General features: G+C 62.9%; 18 protein-coding genes. 12 read left to right on the top strand and 6 right to left on the bottom strand.

Translation table 11 applies throughout. The features are described 5' to 3' along the window. The 9 genes from cobU (at position 1) to HU737_RS15940 (ending at position 6,667) form a co-directional block, all read left to right on the top strand. Positions 1-522, top strand: coding sequence for a bifunctional adenosylcobinamide kinase/adenosylcobinamide-phosphate guanylyltransferase (gene cobU / locus HU737_RS15975; RefSeq protein ID WP_186554667.1), 522 nt, complete (start codon positions 1-3; stop codon positions 520-522). Next, on the top strand, positions 519-1,574 hold the full coding sequence (gene cobT / locus HU737_RS15970; protein WP_186554668.1) for a nicotinate-nucleotide--dimethylbenzimidazole phosphoribosyltransferase: 1,056 nt from the start codon (positions 519-521) through the stop codon (positions 1,572-1,574). The genes cobU and cobT overlap by 4 nt, the downstream gene beginning before the upstream one ends. After that, positions 1,571-2,140 (top strand): alpha-ribazole phosphatase family protein, encoded by a 570-nt coding sequence (gene cobC, locus HU737_RS15965; protein ID WP_186554669.1) that lies wholly within the window; start codon positions 1,571-1,573, stop codon positions 2,138-2,140. Before cobT ends, cobC begins: the two co-directional genes overlap by 4 nt. Before the next feature lies 1 nt (position 2,141). After that, complete coding sequence (locus HU737_RS15960; protein ID WP_186554670.1) at positions 2,142-2,882, top strand: adenosylcobinamide-GDP ribazoletransferase; 741 nt, start codon at positions 2,142-2,144, stop codon at positions 2,880-2,882. A gap of 163 nt (positions 2,883-3,045) precedes the next feature. Continuing rightward, positions 3,046-4,224 (top strand): glycoside hydrolase family 5 protein, encoded by a 1,179-nt coding sequence (locus HU737_RS15955; RefSeq protein ID WP_186554671.1) that lies wholly within the window; start codon positions 3,046-3,048, stop codon positions 4,222-4,224. A gap of 53 nt (positions 4,225-4,277) precedes the next feature. Next, positions 4,278-4,682: a MarR family winged helix-turn-helix transcriptional regulator gene (locus tag HU737_RS15950; RefSeq protein WP_186554672.1), complete on the top strand. Its 405-nt coding sequence runs from the start codon at positions 4,278-4,280 to the stop codon at positions 4,680-4,682. 64 nt (positions 4,683-4,746) lie between these two features. Further along, positions 4,747-5,949 (top strand): MFS transporter, encoded by a 1,203-nt coding sequence (locus tag HU737_RS15945; protein ID WP_186554673.1) that lies wholly within the window; start codon positions 4,747-4,749, stop codon positions 5,947-5,949. Next, complete coding sequence (locus HU737_RS26350; protein WP_264082859.1) at positions 5,946-6,068, top strand: hypothetical protein; 123 nt, start codon at positions 5,946-5,948, stop codon at positions 6,066-6,068. The genes HU737_RS15945 and HU737_RS26350 overlap by 4 nt, the downstream gene beginning before the upstream one ends. 47 nt (positions 6,069-6,115) lie before the next feature. Continuing rightward, positions 6,116-6,667, top strand: coding sequence for a glutathione peroxidase (locus HU737_RS15940; protein ID WP_186554814.1), 552 nt, complete (start codon positions 6,116-6,118; stop codon positions 6,665-6,667). Positions 6,668-6,670: 3 nt separating this feature from the next. On the opposite strand, the gene HU737_RS15935 is transcribed toward HU737_RS15940, so the two are convergent. Beyond that, positions 6,671-6,931, bottom strand: a complete 261-nt coding sequence (locus HU737_RS15935; protein WP_186554674.1) for a DUF2798 domain-containing protein — start codon at positions 6,929-6,931, stop codon at positions 6,671-6,673. A gap of 114 nt (positions 6,932-7,045) precedes the next feature. Here HU737_RS15935 and HU737_RS15930 point away from each other — a divergent pair, with 114 nt between their 5' ends. Next, positions 7,046-7,987: a LysR family transcriptional regulator gene (locus HU737_RS15930; RefSeq protein WP_186554675.1), complete on the top strand. Its 942-nt coding sequence runs from the start codon at positions 7,046-7,048 to the stop codon at positions 7,985-7,987. A gap of 117 nt (positions 7,988-8,104) precedes the next feature. Here HU737_RS15930 and HU737_RS15925 read toward each other — a convergent pair whose 3' ends face one another. From HU737_RS15925 to HU737_RS15915, 3 genes are all read right to left on the bottom strand, one after another. Further along, positions 8,105-9,397 (bottom strand): OmpP1/FadL family transporter, encoded by a 1,293-nt coding sequence (locus tag HU737_RS15925; protein WP_186554676.1) that lies wholly within the window; start codon positions 9,395-9,397, stop codon positions 8,105-8,107. A gap of 146 nt (positions 9,398-9,543) precedes the next feature. After that, a complete protein-coding gene (locus HU737_RS15920) occupies positions 9,544-10,026 on the bottom strand; it encodes a hypothetical protein (RefSeq protein ID WP_186554677.1) in 483 nt (160 codons plus the stop codon). Positions 10,027-10,274: 248 nt separating this feature from the next. Further along, on the bottom strand, positions 10,275-10,499 hold the full coding sequence (locus HU737_RS15915; protein ID WP_186554678.1) for a hypothetical protein: 225 nt from the start codon (positions 10,497-10,499) through the stop codon (positions 10,275-10,277). 952 nt (positions 10,500-11,451) lie between these two features. Here HU737_RS15915 and HU737_RS15910 point away from each other — a divergent pair. Both HU737_RS15910 and HU737_RS15905 read left to right on the top strand, forming a co-directional pair. After that, complete coding sequence (locus tag HU737_RS15910) at positions 11,452-11,868, top strand: tetratricopeptide repeat protein (protein ID WP_186554679.1); 417 nt, start codon at positions 11,452-11,454, stop codon at positions 11,866-11,868. Positions 11,869-12,139: 271 nt separating this feature from the next. Continuing rightward, positions 12,140-13,498, top strand: coding sequence for a DNA recombination protein RmuC (locus HU737_RS15905; protein WP_186554815.1), 1,359 nt, complete (start codon positions 12,140-12,142; stop codon positions 13,496-13,498). Here the strand turns inward: HU737_RS15905 and HU737_RS15900 are convergent. Both HU737_RS15900 and HU737_RS15895 read right to left on the bottom strand, forming a co-directional pair. After that, entirely contained in the window at positions 13,470-16,949 is a 3,480-nt protein-coding gene (locus tag HU737_RS15900; protein WP_186554680.1) for a hybrid sensor histidine kinase/response regulator, read from the bottom strand. The genes HU737_RS15905 and HU737_RS15900 overlap by 29 nt on opposite strands. A 121-nt stretch (positions 16,950-17,070) precedes the next feature. Next, positions 17,071-18,249 (bottom strand): MFS transporter, encoded by a 1,179-nt coding sequence (locus HU737_RS15895; RefSeq protein WP_186554681.1) that lies wholly within the window; start codon positions 18,247-18,249, stop codon positions 17,071-17,073. Positions 18,250-18,258 lie beyond the last annotated feature (9 nt).

Here is an 18,258-nt window from a genome sequence, read left to right as displayed (position 1 = left end):
ATGCGCAACCTGATCCTTGGCGGTGCCCGCTCCGGCAAGAGTCGCCTGGCCGAACAACTGGCCCAGGACTCGGGCCTGGCGGTGACCTACATCGCCACCAGCGAGCCGCTCGATGGCGAGATGAATGCGCGGGTGCAGCTGCATCGCCAGCGCCGCCCCGATCACTGGGCGCTGATCGAACAGCCGCTGCAACTGGCCGCGGTACTGCGCGCCGAGGCGGCGCCAGGGCGCTGCCTGCTGGTGGACTGCTTGACCCTGTGGCTGACCAATCTGTTGATGCTCGAGGACGACCAGCGCCTGGCGCAAGAGCGCGACGCGCTGCTCGACTGTCTGCAAAGCCTGCCGGGCACGATCATTCTGGTCAGCAATGAAACCGGCCTGGGCGTGGTGCCCATGGGCGAACTGACCCGCCGTTATGTCGATCTGGCCGGCTGGCTGCACCAGGCCGTAGCCGAGCGCTGCGAGCGCGTGGTGCTTACCGTTGCCGGCCTTCCTCTGATGCTCAAAGGACCTGCTCTATGACCCAATCGTGGTGGCGTGATGCCTGCCAAACTGTCGATAACGCCGCCATGGACCAGGCCCGCGCCCGTCAGCAGCAACTGACCAAACCCACCGGCTCGCTCGGTCAGCTAGAGACCTTGGCAGTGACCCTTTCTGGCCTGCAAGGGCGTGAACGGCCGAGCCTGGAGCACGTTGCGATCAGCATTTTCGCGGGCGACCATGGCGTGGTCGAGGAGGGCATTTCGGCCTATCCGCAGGCGGTGACCGGGCAGATGCTGCGCAACTTCGTTTCTGGCGGCGCGGCGATCAGCGTACTGGCGCGCCAGCTCGAAGCGAGCCTGGAAGTGGTCGACCTCGGTACCATCGATCCCACCTTGCAGCTAGCGGGCGTGCGCCATCTGCGTCTGGGCGCCGGCACGGCCAATTTTGCCCAGCGTCCGGCGATGACTGACGAGCAACTGCGGGCGGCGTTGCAGGCCGGACGTGAAACGGCATTACGCGCTGCCGAGCAGGGCGCCCAGCTGTTCATCGGCGGTGAGATGGGCATCGGCAATACCACTGCGGCCGCAGCCGTGGCGAGCACCTTGCTCGGTTGCCCGGCACGTGAACTGAGCGGCCCAGGCACGGGCTTGGACACAGCAGGGGTACGGCACAAGGCTGAGGTGATCGAGCGTGCCTTGGTCCTGCACGGGCTGCGTGCCGATGACCCATTACAGGCGCTGGCGTGCGTCGGCGGCTTCGAGATCGCCGCACTGACTGGCGCCTACCTGGCCTGTGCCCAGCAGGGTGTGGCGGTGCTGGTCGATGGCTTTATCTGCAGCGTCGCCGCGTTGGTCGCGGTGCGCCTGAACCCGCACTGCCGTGCCTGGCTGCTGTTCGCTCACCAAGGTGCAGAGCCTGGGCATCAGGCGCTGCTCGCGGCCCTTGAGGCCGAGCCGCTGCTGGCCCTCGGCCTGCGCCTGGGCGAGGGCAGCGGCGCCGCGTTGGCGGTGCCATTGATGCGCTTGGCCTGTGCCCTGCACGGGCAGATGGCGACCTTTGCCGAAGCTGCGGTGGCGGATCGCCCGGCATGATCATCGACCTGCTGCGCCATGGTGAAACCGAGCTGGGTGGCGGCCTGCGCGGCAGCCTTGACGACGCCCTGACCGAACGGGGTTGGGCGCAGATGCGCGCGGCGGTCGAACAGGGCGGGCCGTGGCACGCGCTGGTCACTTCGCCGTTGCAACGCTGCGCGCACTTTGCTGACGAACTCGGCGCCCGCCTGGCGTTGCCGGTGCAGCTGGAAGCGGGCATCCGCGAGCTGCACTTCGGTGACTGGGAAGGGCGCAGCGCTGCGCAGATCATGGAGGATCAGGCCGATGCGCTTGGGCTGTTCTGGGCCGATCCCTATGCCTTCACCCCGCCGGGCGGCGAGCCGGTCGAGGCCTTCGCTGAACGGGTGCTGACGGCCATCGAGCGTCTACACCGCGAGCATGCTGGCAAACAGCTGCTACTGGTGACCCATGGCGGGGTGATGCGCCTGCTGCTGGCCCGTGCGCGGGGGCTGCCCCGTGAGCAATTGCTGCAGGTCGAAGTCGGCCATGGCGCGCTGGTGCGTCTGCAGCTGGAAGACAACGGACAACTGCGGGAGCTGCCCTGAGATGCTGCCACTGTGGATCGCCTTGCAGTTTCTCAGCAGCCTGCCGGTCACCCTGCCGGGGATGCCTGAACCGCGTGAGACGGGTCGCTCATTGTTGTTCTATCCGCTGGTAGGCCTGCTGTTCGGCCTGTTGTTGTGGGCGGCCAGCCATTTGCTGCACGGCACTCCAGCACCGTTGCATGCCGCCTTGCTGCTGACCCTGTGGGTGCTGCTCAGTGGCGCCTTGCACCTGGATGGGCTGGCCGACAGCGCTGACGCCTGGCTGGGCGGCTTTGGCGATCGTGAGCGCACCTTGCTGATCATGAAAGATCCGCGCAGCGGGCCGATCGCCGTGGTCACCCTGGTGTTGGTACTGTTGCTCAAGTTCTGCGCGCTGTGGGTGTTGGTCGAGCGCGGCGTCGGCGCCTGGCTGGTGCTGGCGCCCTTGGTTGGGCGGGCGGCGTTGCTGGGGTTGTTTCTCTGCACGCCCTACGTACGTCCCGGTGGGCTTGGGCAAGCGCTGGCTGAGCATCTGCCCAAGCGCACGGCGCGCTGGGTGCTGCTGGCAAGTGCACTGGCCTGCGTGGCGTTAGGTGGTTGGGCGGCGCTGTGGCTGGTGCTGCTGGCGGGCGTGGTGTTTGCCTGGTTGCGTCAGCTCATGTGTCGAAGGTTAGGCGGCACCACAGGGGATACCGCCGGGGCGATGCTTGAGTTGTTGGAATTGGCAGTGGTGTTGGGGCTGGCGTTGCTGCCTCTTACGTGATTGCTGCATGGCTGTAGCTCGGTGCAATACGTGGGAGCGGGCGTGCCCCGCGATAGAGCCTTGGCGGTCAGTCGCAATCTCCAGCAATCCTTGAGGCAATGCTCCCCTGGCAGAGCAGGCGTACCCTTGAGCGCTTCTCAAGCCTGCCAAGGAGGCGCCGAGCATGCGCCATTGGATACTCACCAGCCTGTTCCTGCTCGCCATCCAATCAGCCCATGGCGCCGATCTGATCGAGTTCTGGAATACCCCCCGCCACGGCGGCAACAGCTTCAACCGGCTGCCACCGAACCAAGCCTACTTCCAAGCCCTGCAAGGCTATGGCGCCACTTGGGTGCGGCTGTCCTACGACAAATGGCAACCTGAGCAACGCGACTTTCTGCTGGGCAATGCCGATGCCTATCAGGGGCTCGCCACAGCCGACCTGGCCCAGCTCAGGCAGGTCCTCGACCATGCCCATGGCGCAGGCCTGAAAGTGGTGATCGCACCGCTTTCGCTGCCGGGGATGCGCTGGTCGCAGAACAATCACGACCAATTCGATGATCGCCTCTGGCAAGACAAACATTACTGGGCGCAAGCCGCCGCCTTCTGGCGTGACCTTGCCCAGGCGCTGAAGGATCACCCGGCAGTCGCCGCCTACAACCTGATCAACGAGCCAGCGCCGGAGAAACTCGGCGGTTTGGCCGAACACGCAGACCCACAGCGGATGCAGCAGTGGTACGCCGCCCAGCAGGGCGGCCCCCGCGATTTGCCGGGCTTGTACCAGCAGTTGCTGGCGGCGATCCGTGAGGTCGACCCTGACACGCCGATCATGCTCGACGCCGGCTGGTACGCGGCAGCGGATGCGTTTGCCTACTGGCCAGCAGCGCTGAGCGATGAGCGGGTGCTGTATAGCGTGCACATGTACGAACCCTACGCGGCTACCAGTGCGCCGAACATGACCCGCAAAAAGCCCTTTGCCTATCCCGGGCCGGTGCCTTTCGCCGGGCATACCGAGCAATGGAATGCCCAGCGGGTAGCGCAGTATCTGCAAGCGCCGCTTGAGTGGTTCGACCGAGTGAAACTGCCCCATTCACGGCTGGTGGTCGGAGAGTTCGGCTGCATGCGACGTCTGCCCGGTTGCCAGCAGTACCTTGAAGATGTGCTGACGGTGCTGGACAAAAACGCCCTGCATTGGGCGTTCTACAGTTATCGTGAAGACAGCTGGGATGGCATGGACTACGAACTGGGCACTGCCAAGGTGCCGTGGCGTTACTGGCAGGCGATCGAGCAGGGCGCCGAGGATCCGCTCAAGCGCGCGGCCAAGGCGGCATTCGAGCCCATCCGCAAGCGCTTGCAGCAATGATCCGCGTTTGAAACGTCTTGCAACATCAGTGATGCGGGTATATACACGTATCCATGCTGACCAGTGAATGTATCTGTACCCATCTGCGTCGAGCCGCCCGCGGGGTGAGCCGACATTACGACGAGGCCCTTGCCGGCTTCGGCATCAATGTCGCCCAGTTTTCCCTGTTGCGCCATCTACAGCGGCTCGATCAACCGAGTATCACCAGCCTGGCTGAAGCCATGGGCCTGGATCGCAGTACCCTGGGGCGCAATCTCAAGGTGCTCGAGGCCGACGGCCTGGTGGCCCTGGCCGAGGGGGCAGACCAGCGCAATCGAGTGGTGCTGCTGACCGAGGCTGGTAAAGCACGCTTGCAGGATGCCGGTCCGGCCTGGGAGCGCGCTCAGCTGACGTTGGTCGAGCAGTTGGGTGAAGGGCAGCGCGATGAACTGGTGCGCTTGCTGGAGCGTTTGGCGTGACCGCGTACGATGATAAGCGGGTATATACCCGTATTAACCTTGTGATGTGCTGGAGATAACAACAATGACTTCCGTTTGGCGAACCAGTGGGTGGGTGCTACTGGGGGCGGCGCTGATTTTGGCGTTGTCTCTGGGGGTGCGACATGGCTTCGGGCTGTTCCTGGCGCCGATGAGCGCCGATTTCGGCTGGGGGCGCGAAGTGTTTGCCTTCGCCATTGCCTTGCAGAACCTGATCTGGGGTCTGGCCCAACCGTTCGCCGGCGCGCTGGCTGACCGTTTCGGCGCAGCCAAGGTGGTGGTCATCGGTGGGATTCTCTACACCGCAGGGTTGATCACCATGGGCATGGCCGACTCGGCCTGGTCGCTGTCGCTGAGCGCCGGCTTGCTGATCGGTATTGGCCTGTCCGGAACATCCTTCTCGGTCATCCTCGGGGTGGTTGGGCGCGCGGTGCCAGCGGAAAAAAGCAGCATGGCCATGGGCATCGCCAGTGCGGCAGGCTCGTTTGGCCAATTCGCCATGTTGCCGGGCACGCTCGGCCTGATCCAGTGGCTGGGCTGGTCGGCGGCCTTGCTCGTACTGGGCCTGCTGGTGGCGTTGATCGTGCCGTTCGTGGGCCTGCTCAAGGATCGTCCGCTGCCGAGTCATGGCGCTGAACAGACCCTGGGCCAGGCACTGCGTGAAGCGTGTTCGCATTCGGGCTTCTGGCTCTTGGCCCTGGGGTTCTTCGTCTGTGGCTTCCAGGTGGTGTTCATTGGCGTGCACCTGCCGGCCTACCTGGTCGACCAGCACCTGCCGGCGACCATCGGCACCACCGTGCTGGCGCTGGTCGGATTGTTCAATATCGTGGGTACCTACACCGCCGGTTGGCTCGGAGGACGCATGTCCAAGCCGCGCTTGCTGACGGCGCTGTACCTGCTGCGGGCGGTGGTGATCGTGTTGTTCCTGTGGGCACCGGTGACCCAGTTCAGTGCCTACCTGTTCGGCATTGCGATGGGCCTGCTGTGGCTGTCTACAGTGCCGTTGACCAATGGCACGGTGGCCACCTTGTTTGGCGTACGTAACCTGTCGATGCTCGGCGGCATCGTCTTCTTGTTCCATCAGCTGGGCGCCTTCCTCGGCGGTTGGCTGGGTGGGGTGGTATACGACCGCACGGGCAGCTATGACCTGGTCTGGCAGATCTCCATCCTGCTCAGTCTGTTGGCTGCCGCGCTCAACTGGCCGGTGCGTGAGCGTCCGGTCGCCCGCCTGCAGGCGCAAGCGGCATGAACCGCTACCTGGGCGCTAGCCTGCTGGCAGCCGCAGCAATCGTGCTGCTGGCGTTGGCCTGGTGGGGCTGGCACCGGGGAGGCTTGGCGCTGATGCAACTGGGCATGAGCCTTTGTTAGGCGCTACCCTGCAAGTTCAAGGACTGTCTTGCAGGGGATTTACCATGATGCATGCACGCTGGCTGGCGATACCTTTCCTGGCCCTGGCGACGCTGGCCTCAAGCTGGGCCGCAGACTGCCCGGCAGTGTTGCAGGGCAGCCTGCCCGAGCTTAGCGGCAAACAGCAGATCGACTTGTGCGAGCGCTTTGCCGGCAAGCCGCTGGTGGTGGTCAATACTGCCAGCTACTGCGGTTTCGCCCCGCAGTTCGAAGGGCTTGAGGCGCTGTACAAGGAGTACCAGGGGCAAGGTCTGCAGATGCTTGGCGTACCTTCCAATGACTTCAAGCAGGAAGACGCCGACAGCGAGAAGACCGCCAAGGTCTGCTTTGCCAATTATGGTGTGACCTTCGCCATGACCAAGGCGCAGCATGTGCGCGGCAACGATGCGGTGCCGTTGTTCAGCGAGCTGGCCAGGCAGAGCAGTGCGCCCAAGTGGAATTTCTACAAGTACGTGGTGGATCGTCGCGGCAAGGTGATCGCCAACTTCTCCAGCCTGACCAAGCCTGACGATCCTGAGTTCAAGGCGGCGATCGAAAAAGCCATTGCCTCCCAGCCCTGAGGCTTAGTGGGGGTGCACGGTCAGAGCCACCAGGCGCACGACCACAGGGCGCACCATCAACACGCAGACAAAGGCCACCGGCATTGCCAGCTGGTAGGCCTTGAGCACGTTGGCCAGATAGTCGGGGGTAATCCCGGCATTGGCTGCAGTGATCACAAAGCACATCAGCAAGGCCATGATCGCCGACATATACAACGCGAACACATAAGGCGTGGCACCTGGGCGCAAGCGCCGCCGGCTACGGGTGGGAGACAGTTCGCTCATCGATGACCTCCAGCAGTGGGTGAAGGCGCAGGTTAACAAGCGGGCAAGGCGGGCTGTAGACCGTCGCGGCTGAGTTCTTTATAAAGAGATTCTTACGAATCATCAGGGCTCGCCATGGATCTGCTCAACACCATTCGCAGCTTCAGCAAGGTGGTCGAGGCGGGCAGTATCGCCGGTGGCGCGCGGCTGCTGGGGATCAGTCCCGCAGCTGTCAGTCAGAACCTGGCCCGGCTTGAGGCGCACTTGCAGGTGCGGCTCGTGTCACGCACTACCCGCAGCATGACCCTGACCCCAGCGGGCAGCCTGTATTACCAGCGGGTCAGGCAAATCGAGCATGACCTCGCTTTGGCCGAGCAAGCGGTGAGCACGCCTGACAGCGAACCGCAGGGGCGCCTGTGCATTGCATCGACCTCGGCATTCGGCCGGCATGTGCTGGCGCCGTTGATCCCCGCCTTCAGTGCACGCTACCCGCAGCTTTCGATAGAGTTGATTACGACTGATCGCAAGGTCAACCATGCGCGCGAGCAGGTCGATGTCAGCCTGCGCATTACCCCGCAGCTCGAAGATCACCTGATCGCCCGGCATATCGCACGCATCCCCTTCATCTGCTGCGCATCGCCCGGCTATCTGGCGAGCGCTGGCCTGCCGCCGACGCCGCAGTCGCTGCGTGACCATCGTTGCCTGGTGTTTCGCTATCCGGTGGATGGGCGTTTCTTGCGCTGGGGCTTTGTGGGGGGCGGCGTGCGTTTCGATGCCCAGTTCGGTCAGGTGCTGATCAGCGATGATATCGATGCCCTGACGCAGATGGCGCTCAATGACGGCGGGATTGCCCGGTTGGCCGAGTTCATCGTCCGGCCGTATCTCGACGCTGGTGCGTTGGTGCCCTTGTTCGAGTGCTCCGAGGCTGGTCTGGTCTATGCGCAGACCGAGCCGATGGATGTCTACCTGTGCGTGACTGATCGTTTTGCCATGACGGCTAAGGTGCGGGTATTCATGGATTATCTACAGGAGTGCCTCGGGCAGCGGTGGGGCGTGCAAGCGGATTCGTCTGTTTGATAGTGGCAGGTGGGCCGGAAAGTGCTTACGCAAAACTCAAAAAAAACCGCCACGAGGGCGGTTTTTTCATGAAGCTTGGCTTACTCAAGAGCGGCTCAAAAGCGGCTTAGAAGCAGCTCAGAAGCGGTAGGTCAGCGAAGCACCTACACCGTGAGCGCTGTTCTCGTACTTGGCTTGGTACGAGCCTTTCAGCGCGCCTACAGTTGGTGAGTCCGGCTGATTGTTGACCTTGGTGTCTTCTTCCCACAGGTAGGAATAGGCCACGTCGATGGTCATGTCTTCGGTCGGGCTCCAGCCTGCGCCGACACTGAAGATCTTGCGATCGCCAGTCGGAATGCGTGGCGAGCGGTCATGGTTGTTGGTAGGCGATTGATCGACCGAGAAGCCGGTACGCAGCGTCCACTCCTTGTTGACCTTGTAGGACACGCCAATAGCGTGAGCCCAGGTGTCATGCCAGTTCTGCTCTTCGCTGATGGTGCCGAAGGAGCTACCGATCGGGCTACCTGCCAGCGCAGCAGGCAGCTCGTTATTGACGGTGATGGCTTCCAGGCGGCTCCAGCGGGTCCAGGTGCTACCCGCGTAGACGGTCCACTGATCGTCCAGCTCGTGGGTGATCGAGAAGTCCACCGACTCTGGGGTCTTGATCTTGAGCGTGGCATCGAACTTGTTGCCATCGAACGGGCCGAGCAACGGGCTGCTGACGCGAGTCTTGCCTTCGAGTTTGTAGTCGACCATCGAGTGATAGGTCAGGCCCAGACGAGTCTGATCGGTGGCCTGTACCAGAATACCGATGTTGTAGCCTACAGCGGTGTCGTCACCCTTGATCTTCACCTCGCCATCACCCTGACCGATGAACGACTGGTTCAGGTTGGAACCCAGCTCACCCTTGATCCGGTTGAAGGTAGGGCCGAAACCGATCGATACCTTGTCGTTGAAGGCATAGCTGACGGTCGGCTGGAAGGTGATGACTTCTACGTGGCTTTTCTTGCCCCAGTAGCGTGCGGCGTCGTCTCCACCGTAGTCGGTAACCAGGCCGAACGGCACGTACACGCCAAAACCTACGCTCCAGTGATCATCGATTGGCTTGACGTAGTAACCCATCGGTACGCCAACCACCGGGACCATGTCACCGTCAGTTTCCCCCCCATAGTTGCTGCCTGGGCCCGAGATGTCGGATTTTGCGATAACGGCGGCGCCACCCACGGTGATCTGTTCACGCTTGAGGCGCGACATACCAGCAGGGTTGCCAAACACGGTGCTGGCATCTTCGGCAGAAGAAGAACGACCCGCGAAACCTGTCCCCATGCCGCTGATGCTTTGCTCGTTAAGCGCAAAGCCGCTGGCCAGCAATTGGCTGGAAGCGAGAGCAACGGCGACGCCGAGGGAGGTTTTGAGCATTACTTTTTTCATTATTGTGAAACTCCTTGGGATCTCCGGGGCGAAAAGCTACCAACAAATCACGCGCCGCGCCATAGCCTCAAACGCAGGAGATAGAGCGGTTTTGTAGGACAATCCGACCAAAATTCCCTTTTTTCCGGTTTTTTGTAGGATGACGCTTAGGAGGCTTCCGACAGGATTGGTTCAATGCAGGTGTGCCAAGCGTGAGTGAAGTCACGCAGGCGTCCCTGGGGCTGGAAGATTTGCCGCCAGATTCGGGCAAGTCCAAGCAGATCATCGGGCGCGGGGAGGGCGGTGGATTGCTGTTCGATGAGCATCCAGGCGATGGCGGTGGAGTAGCGCAGGTTGACCGTCAGCTCCAGGTGCGGCCCGCCCAGGAAGGCGTGTTGGCTGGCAAGGCCGCGGACCAGGCTGGCCAGGTCCGGATCGCGAGCGAGGTAGTCGTCCCACAGGGCCTGGTGACGTGTCTCACCGATTCGGTAGAGACCGTGTCCGCGTCGGTCGTGCAAGGCTGAACCGAGTGCCGATTGGCTGGCGGCGACACCGAGTAGCAAGGCCTCGGCGCTGGCGCAATGACGGTTCAGGTAGACCAGGGTTGGACGGATCACATACTGACACAATTCATTCGCAGCGATACCCATGATGCCCTCGTTCTATTAAGGGCCGACGGGCGCTGGAGCTTGGCAGCTGGTGAAGGATCAGGCCCGCCGGAAGCGGCTTACACCACTCGAGTTGAAGTGTAGTGTGATAACCACGGCGTAAAGGCCTGTTTTTAAATCGATTGCTGCCTGAGGTTGTTCGCCATATGCCATACAGCAATTAGGCCAAGAACCAACAGGCAGCAGGGAAGTGCGCCGATTCAACCCATGAATGGGCTGGCATTCGCCAATCACGCGGTCAGCGATTGGCGGGTCCGATCGATGACCGCTTGCAGCGGTTCGGCGCGGTTGTACTGCTCGGGATACAGGCGCTCGCTGTGGCAAGCGATACCGTGTTCGTCGACCAGGGTGAAGCTGAAGCTGCCCTTGCGTGGGGCAACGATAAGGCACTTCAGTGGGGCGAAGGCCTGAGAGAGAGTGCCAACGGCACGCTGAAACTGATGATGATTTGTCATTATGTGGAGGTTCCTGCATTAGTCATGGAATACGATCCATGCATCTTAGAAACGTTCCAGTGACGCCTTTATTAAGGAGGCGCTGAACCTGACTGGAACAGGGCAGCCAGAGGTGGCGCATTCAATAGGTAGGCGCTGGGCTGACTGGTAGGTACGTCAAAAGTCGGGCAGGCACACCGAGGCGAAGGTTCAAGGCCTCTGGGTGAAGATCCCGATCAATCTGCGAGGTGATTCGTGCTTGAGCAGCGTTGGCTGCCGAGTGAATCATCGAAAGGGCCGGTCCTGTTTCAGCAGGTGCTGCTCTTGGGGGAGCTGGACGCTGCAGGGACCTTACTGGCCAGAATTGATTTTCAGCTGGGTACTAACGAGGCGCACCCTACAGGAAAAAAACAGGGAGTGCAAGCATCGCTGCTTTTTAGCCGCGAAGCCGACCAGTATGTCTGTTCCTGGCCCTCTTGTGAAGTGGGGGAGCAACCAGGGCAATTGGTCGCATGGACTATTTTCGTGCATCCAAATGCGGGGTTTCGGTGCACTTGTACACATTTGAGGCGCAGCTTGTAACGGCACTGCAACAACCGCCGATGGCCTCGCCAATGCCTTGACTGAAAGCTTAAGTCAATGAAAAAAAACACTAATTTTAGCTGGTGAAAAAATCGACAGTTTGACTGTAGGCCCCATTTCATGGGGGTTTGAAGGCAACATGAAGTGGTTGTCCACCGAGTTATCCACAGGATCTGTGGATTGTCCCGAGCGCTTGCTCTAGGACGGGCGTGCCAGCAATATTCATAACTGTCCGACAATCGTCGTCAATCGACTCGGTGATAAATGCCGGTTGGAAAACGTCAAGAAAAGATCACCAAATTTTTTTGAAATTTCATCAACAAACGCCCAGGCCATCGCGCAAAAAATGGAGTAGAGTGGCGCGCCTCACGAATTGCCTTCGCTGTCAGTCATGAATTTTCGCGGTAAAAACCTCGCTCAACCCCCCGCATCGTCCGAGCCTGTTCCCAAGCGCTTTTCCCTGAAAGTAGCCCTGTGGCTGCTCGACAGCCCGCGCCTGGGTGACAAGCACAGCGTCAAGCACCTGGCTGGGCGCTTGCTCAAGCAGCCGGCGCGCCAGGGTGTGGTGGTGGCACAGAGTCGCCTGGGGCAGATGCTTTGCCGCGACTGCGGTAATGCCCGGGATCGGCGTATTGGCCATGAACTGCTGCGCCAAGCGGCGCGGGCGGGGGATCGCCGGGCGCAACTTGAATATGGCCGCTTGTGCCAGCGCAGCGAGCCGGAGCAGGCGCGCTATTGGCTGGAGCAGGCGGCAGGGCAGGGCTCGCAGGAGGCTGGGCGGTTGCTCAAGCAGATGTCATCTACCTGACAACTGTGGGCCATCGTAAGCACAGCCAGTTGCTACAGGCTCCGCGGTCACTGTAGGCGCTGGCTTGTCTGCGATGGCCCGCAACGCGGGGCCGAGGACCGAACAGCCTGCGTACTGTTAAGCTCCATCCACCGAAATCGAACTAATTGGGGTAGCTATGGCAGTAGATCTGGCCAGCATTCTGCTGGGCATCGTGGCGGCGGCAGTTCCCTGCCTGACCTGGATCCTGCAGAGCCAGCGTCGCCAGTCAGCCCGGCAGAACGCGCTGGCGCTGCTCGAAGAGCGCCTCAGCGCGGCCATGCTCGCCCACGAAGGCCTGCAGGCCCAACTCGACGCCAGCCGCGACGAAATCAGCGACCTCAGCGAAGCCAACGGCGTCAAGCAAGCCAACCTCGCCGCCCTTGGCCGTGAGCTGGAACTGCTCCAGATCGACCGCGACAACGCCCGCGACGCCGCCCATGCCTGGCAGCTCGAACGCACCAGCCGTGAAGCCGAATTACGCCGGCTGGAGGCCCAGGCAGCGCGTCTGGAGGCTGAACTGCGCGAGCAGCAGGAAAGCCACCAGCAGCGTCTGGAAGACTTGCAGCAAGCCCGTGACACCCTGCGTGCGCAGTTCGCCGAGATGGCCAGCAAGATCTTCGATGAGCGCGAACAGCGCTTCGCCCAGACCAGCCAACAGCACCTGGGCCAACTGCTCGATCCGCTCAAGGAACGCATCCAGGCGTTTGAAAAACGCGTGGAAGAGAGCTACCAGCAAGAGGCCCGCGAGCGGTTCTCCCTGAGCAAAGAGCTCGAGCGTCTGCAGCAGCTCAACCTGCGCCTGTCCGATGAGGCGACCAACCTGACCCAGGCCCTCAAGGGGCAGAAAACCCAGGGCAACTGGGGCGAGCTGATCCTGGAGCGAGTGCTCGAGCACGCCGGCCTGGAAAAGGGCCGCGAATATCAAACCCAGGTCAGCCTGAAAAGCGCCGATGGCGAGCGTTATCAGCCCGATGTGCTGATCATGCTGCCCGGCGACAAGCAGGTGGTGGTCGACGCCAAGGTCAGCCTCACCGCCTACCAGCAGTTCGTCAGTAACAACGACGAAGCGGCGCTCAAGCAGCATGTGCAATCGCTGCGCAGCCACGTCAAAGGCCTGTCCAGCAAGGACTACAGCCGCCTGGAGGGGTTGCACAGCCTGGACTTCGTGCTGCTCTTCGTGCCCATCGAAGCGGCCTTCTCGGCCGCTCTGCAGGCCGAACCCAACCTGTTCCAGGAAGCCTTCGACCGGCAGATCGTCATCGTCAGCCCCACCACCCTGCTGGCGACCCTGCGGGTCATCGACAGCCTCTGGAAGCAAGAGCGCCAGGGCCAGAACGCCCGCGAGATCGCCGAGCGCGCCGGCTGGCTATACGACAAGTTCGTGCTGTTCATCCAGGACTTGGACGAGCTCGGCGCGCGCCTGCAACAAGTCGACAAAGCCTATGCGGCGGCGCGCAACAAACTCTGTGAAGGGCGCGGCAACCTGATCAGCCGCAGCGAGCAGCTCAAGCTGCTCGGCGCTCGCGCCAGCAAGAGTCTGCCGGCCGAGCTGCTCGAGCGCGCCTTGAGCGACCAAGCGCTTACTGAACCAGGCTCAGATGCCGATTGAGCAAGGCGCGTAACGCTGCGGGCTTGACTGGCTTGGCCAGGTAGTCGAGGCCGGCGGCATGGACCATGGCGATGGTCTCGTTGCGCCCATCGGCGCTGATCACTACCCCTGGCACCGGCTCACCCAGGCGGGTCCGTAGCCAGGCCATCAGCTCGGTACCGGTGTCGCCATCGTCCAGGTGATAGTCGACCAATGCCAGGTGTGGGCGCATGCCTTGGGCCAGCAACGCTTCACATTCCTCGCGGTTGCGAGCGGTCCAGACCTGGCAGCCCCAACGGCTGAGCAGGCTGTTCATGCCGATCAAGATGCTCGCCTCGTTGTCGACGCACAGCACGTGCAGGCCAGCCAGCGGTTGCCCGGGCTGCTGCTCGGCAGGGGCACTAGGCGCGGCTGTTGCGGCGCTGGCGATAGGCACGCTGACGCGGAACACGCTGCCCTTGCCTGGCCATGAGCGCACCTCAAGCGTATGCCCCAGCACGCGGCACAGGCCATCGGCGATCGCCAGGCCCAGGCCCAGCCCCTTCTCGGCGCGGGTCTGGTGGCTGTCCAGGCGCTTGAACTCCTGGAAGATCACCTGCAGCTTGTCGTCGGTAATGCCCGGCCCGCGATCCCACACCTCTAGCCACAGGCGCTCGCCCTGGCGGCGTACGCCGAATAGGATCGGGCTCTTGCCATAGCGCAGGGCGTTGGTGAGGAAGTTCTGCAGCACCCGGCGCAGCAGCTTGATGTCGCTGTTGACCCGCAGGCGACTGCCGCGCAGGCGGAACTCCAGGCCTTTTTCCGCCGCCAGCACCTTGAACTCGGCGCCCAGCGTGTCGAACAGGTCGCTGAGGGCGAAGGGCTTGATGTCTGGGGTGACCTTGCCGTTTTCCAGGCGCGAGATGTCCAGCAGGTCGCTGATCAGCTCTTCAGCCGAACGCAGCGAGCTGTCCATGTGCTGGACCAGTTGCTGGGCCTCGTCCGACATGCCTTCGGCCTGCTGCGACAACGCCGCGGAGAACAACCGGGCGGCATTGAGCGGTTGCATCAGGTCATGGCTGACCGCCGCCAGGAAGCGGGTCTTGGATTGGCTGACCGCCTCGGCGCGGCTCTTGGCCTCGGTCAGCGCTTGGTTCAACTGAGACAGCTCGTGGGTGCGCTCGGCGACCCGCTGCTCCAGGCCCTCGTTGGCCTCCTTGAGCGCCTGCTCAGCCTCGCGGAACGGGGTGATGTCGGTGAAGCTCATGACGAAGCCACCGCCCGGCATCGGGTTGCCGATCAGCTCGATAACCCGGCCATTGGGGAACAGTCGCTCGGAGGTGTGCGCCCGGCCCTGGCGCATCCAGTGCAGGCGCCGCGCCACGTGCACCTGGGCCTCGCCCGGGCCGCACAGGCCGCGCTCGGCGTTGTAGCGGATGATGTCGGCAATCGGCCGGCCCACGCTGATCAAACCGTCCGGGTAGTTGAACAGCTCCAGGTAGCGGCGGTTCCAGGCCACCAGGTGCAGGTTCTGGTCGACTACGCTGATGCCCTGGTTGATGTTCTCGATCGCCCCTTGCAGCAGGGCGCGGTTGAACTGCAGCACCTCGCTGGCCTCGTCGGCGATGCGCACCACGTCTTCGAGCTGCATGTCGCGGCCTTCGATGGCGGCCTTGACCACTGCCCGGGTCGAGGAGGTGCCGAGCACCCCGGCGAGCAAGCGTTCGGTGTGTTCGATCCAGTCGCCGTCGGCATTCTGGTTAGGGTTGAAACCCTTGCCCTGGCGGTAGGCGAAGCGGATGAAGCTCTGCCGCGCCCGCTCCTCGCCGACGAAGCGCGCCGCGAGCTTGAGCAGGTCATCGATCTGCACCGCCAGCAGCGAGCGGCTGTTGGGCCGGGCGCTGGTCTGCTGGCCGATGAAGCGGCCGGCCTGCCAGTGTTCCGACACCCGTGTGCGCGACAGGATCGAAACCCACGCGAACAGGGTGAAGTTACCCGCCAGCGATAGCACCACGCCTTGGGTCAATGGGGTAATCGGCAGGTTCAGAGGGTTGCCATGCAGCCAGGCCAAACCTGGGAACAGTTCCAGCGACCAACCCAGGCTATGCGCGGTAATCGGCAGCACCAGGGTGTAGAACCACAGGAAGATACCGGCGGCCAATCCTGCGAACACCCCGCGGCGGTTGGCCTGCTTCCAGTACAGCGCGCCGAGCATCGCTGGGGTCAGTTGGGTGACGGCGGCGAAGGCGATCTGGCCGATGGTCGCCAGGCTTGCGGTAGAGCCGAGCAGGCGGTAGCTGACATAGGCCAGCAGCAGGATGACCACGATAGTCACCCGGCGTACCGAGAGCATCCAGTGGCGGAACGCCTCGAACGGCCGTTCGGCATTCTTGCGCCGCAGCAGCCAGGGCAGCAGCATGTCGTTGGAGACCATGGTCGACAGCGCCACCGCCTCGACGATGACCATGCCGGTGGCGGCCGAAGCGCCGCCGATGAACGCCAGCAGCGCCAGGCTCGGATGGGCTTCAGCCAGCGGCAGGCTGATGACGAACGAGTCGGAGATCACCGTGCCCGGCAGCAGCATCTGCCCCGCCAGGGCAATGGGCACCACGAACAGCGCCGCCAGCACCAGGTACATCGGGAACACCCAGCGCGCCATGCGCATGTCCTGGGCTTCGATGTTTTCCACCACGGTCACATGGAATTGGCGTGGCAGGCAGATGATCGCCATCATCGCCACGCCGGTCTGAACCACCATCGACGGCCAGTTGATGGTCTCCTGCCAGTAGCTCTCCAGGTGCGCCGACTGGCGCGCCTGGGTGAACAGGTCGTCGAAACCGTCGTACAGGTTGAATACCACGAACACGCCCACGGCCAGGAACGCCAGCAGTTTGACCAGCGCCTCGAAGGCAATCGCCAGGACCATGCCGCGATGGTGCTCGGTGACGTCCAGGCTGCGCGTACCAAACACGATCGAGAACAGCGCCAGCACCAGCGACACCACCAAGGCGGTGTCCTGTACGCGGGTGCCGGTGGCGTCGGCGTTGGCGCCAATCAGCAGGTTGACCCCGAGCACGATGCCTTTGAGTTGCAAGGCGATGTAAGGCAGTACCCCAACCAGGCAGATCAGCGCCACCACCACTGCCAGGCTCTGCGATTTGCCATAGCGCGCGGCGATGAAGTCGGCGATCGAGGTGATGTTCTGCTGTTTGCTGATCAGCACCATCTTCTGCACCACTTGCGGCGCGAAGATCAGCAACAGTACCGGGCCCAGATAGATTGGCAAGAACGCCCACAGCTGTTCGGCGGCCTGGCCGACGGCACCAAAGAAGGTCCAGCTGGTGCAATAGACGGCCAGCGACAGGCTGTATACCCAGGCACGCAGGCGCGGCGGCAACGGCGTGCTGCGGCGATCGCCATAAAAGGCGATGGCGAACATGATGGCCATGTAGGCCAGGGCGACCACGGCGATCAGCCCGCTGGATAACGACATGAAGACTCCGGAGCAAAAAAACCAACGCGGTCCCGATCAACCAGTCTGGCACGCCGTTCGGGCTTCGTCAGCGCCGACCATGGTCGCAGTGGCAGGACGTCGCAGGCCGCTGAACCGATTTCTAGTGCTTTTGTGTGCCCAGGTAATAAAACACTGCCGCCAGTATCACCGACAACACCAGCAGGTAGAAGGCCGCCACCGGCACCCACTGCCCCAAGGCAAACCCTACGATCACCGGCCCCAGCGCCGCGCCGAGGTTGGACAGGTTCTGCGCGCCATAATAGACCCCGCGCAGATGCTCCGGCGCAATCAGGTCGATGAACATGTATTCGGCCGGAATGACGATGATCTCGCCCAGGGTGAACACCAGCATCGCCAGGCACCAGGCCAGCGCCGAATCAGCCAGGGAGAAGCCCAGCAGCCCGGCGATGAACAGCCCCATCCCGGCCAGCAGCCAGGGCATCAGGCGTTGGCGGCTGATACGCCGGCCGATCAGGTACTGAAGCGCAATCACGGTAACGGCGTTGGTCGTCACCAGGTACCCCACCAGCCGCGCCGCTTCGGCGGGGCTGGCGGTGACCACCAGGTACTGCGACAGGTACGCGGTGAACTGGCCGAACACCACTGCGCTGAGCACCCCGCCCAGGGTAAAGCAGACCAGTCGTCGATCCCGCGCCAGGCGCAGGGCCACCTGGCCAAAGCCGGCGCCTGTTTGTCCCGGACTGCTCGCGCGCAACTGCCGATCGCCCAAGCGCGCATAGCAAAGGCACATGCCCAGGCCGATCGCTGCCGAGACCAGAAACGGCAGCTGATCGTCCAGCTCGATCAGCGCCACGCCTAGCAGTGGGCCGATGGCGTAGCCGATATTGCTCAAGGTGTACTTGATGGCGAACACCTCGGCGCGCTCCTCGACCGGCAGCAGCGCGCAGAAGCCCGTTTTGGCGGCAATGTCGACCACCGCCAGGGCCAGGTTGATCAGCACCAGGCAGACAAAGAACAGCAACGCCGAGCGGCTGGCGATGGCCACGCCGAAGGCCAGCGCGAACAGCAGCGTGGCGCTGATTACCAAGGTGTGGTTGCGCAGGGTGTCGACCAGGTGCCCGCCGTACAGACTCAGCAGCGACGCCAGCATCAACGCGCCGCCGATCAGCAGGCCGATCTGGCTGACTGCGAGCTGGAAGTTGTCCGCCAGGTAGACCACCAGGTAGGGCAGGGTGATCGCGCGGGCCAAGGTCAGGACGAACGTGGTCAGCAGGAGCAGGTTGACCGCAGGGGGATAGCGCTTGAGTGAGGCGAGCATTACCACGTC

The sequence above is a fragment of the Pseudomonas urmiensis genome (assembly GCF_014268815.2).
In the GTDB taxonomy this organism is placed as follows: domain Bacteria; phylum Pseudomonadota; class Gammaproteobacteria; order Pseudomonadales; family Pseudomonadaceae; genus Aquipseudomonas; species Aquipseudomonas urmiensis.
This window is presented reverse-complemented; position numbering and strand designations above follow the sequence as displayed.

Excerpts from the sequence above, each read along its gene's own strand:
- cobU (WP_186554667.1), top strand. The coding sequence starts at position 1 with ATGCGCAACCTGATCCTTGGCGGTGCCCGCTCCGGCAAGAGTCGCCTG.
- cobT (WP_186554668.1), top strand. The coding sequence starts at position 519 with ATGACCCAATCGTGGTGGCGTGATGCCTGCCAAACTGTCGATAACGCC.
- cobC (WP_186554669.1), top strand. The coding sequence starts at position 1,571 with ATGATCATCGACCTGCTGCGCCATGGTGAAACCGAGCTGGGTGGCGGC.
- HU737_RS15960 (WP_186554670.1), top strand. The coding sequence starts at position 2,142 with ATGCTGCCACTGTGGATCGCCTTGCAGTTTCTCAGCAGCCTGCCGGTC.
- HU737_RS15955 (WP_186554671.1), top strand. The coding sequence starts at position 3,046 with ATGCGCCATTGGATACTCACCAGCCTGTTCCTGCTCGCCATCCAATCA.
- HU737_RS15950 (WP_186554672.1), top strand. The coding sequence starts at position 4,278 with ATGCTGACCAGTGAATGTATCTGTACCCATCTGCGTCGAGCCGCCCGC.
- HU737_RS15945 (WP_186554673.1), top strand. The coding sequence starts at position 4,747 with ATGACTTCCGTTTGGCGAACCAGTGGGTGGGTGCTACTGGGGGCGGCG.
- HU737_RS26350 (WP_264082859.1), top strand. The coding sequence starts at position 5,946 with ATGAACCGCTACCTGGGCGCTAGCCTGCTGGCAGCCGCAGCAATCGTG.
- HU737_RS15940 (WP_186554814.1), top strand. The coding sequence starts at position 6,116 with ATGCATGCACGCTGGCTGGCGATACCTTTCCTGGCCCTGGCGACGCTG.
- HU737_RS15935 (WP_186554674.1), bottom strand. The coding sequence starts at position 6,931 with ATGAGCGAACTGTCTCCCACCCGTAGCCGGCGGCGCTTGCGCCCAGGT.
- HU737_RS15930 (WP_186554675.1), top strand. The coding sequence starts at position 7,046 with ATGGATCTGCTCAACACCATTCGCAGCTTCAGCAAGGTGGTCGAGGCG.
- HU737_RS15925 (WP_186554676.1), bottom strand. The coding sequence starts at position 9,397 with ATGAAAAAAGTAATGCTCAAAACCTCCCTCGGCGTCGCCGTTGCTCTC.
- HU737_RS15920 (WP_186554677.1), bottom strand. The coding sequence starts at position 10,026 with ATGGGTATCGCTGCGAATGAATTGTGTCAGTATGTGATCCGTCCAACC.
- HU737_RS15915 (WP_186554678.1), bottom strand. The coding sequence starts at position 10,499 with ATGACAAATCATCATCAGTTTCAGCGTGCCGTTGGCACTCTCTCTCAG.
- HU737_RS15910 (WP_186554679.1), top strand. The coding sequence starts at position 11,452 with ATGAATTTTCGCGGTAAAAACCTCGCTCAACCCCCCGCATCGTCCGAG.
- HU737_RS15900 (WP_186554680.1), bottom strand. The coding sequence starts at position 16,949 with ATGTCGTTATCCAGCGGGCTGATCGCCGTGGTCGCCCTGGCCTACATG.
- HU737_RS15895 (WP_186554681.1), bottom strand. The coding sequence starts at position 18,249 with ATGCTCGCCTCACTCAAGCGCTATCCCCCTGCGGTCAACCTGCTCCTG.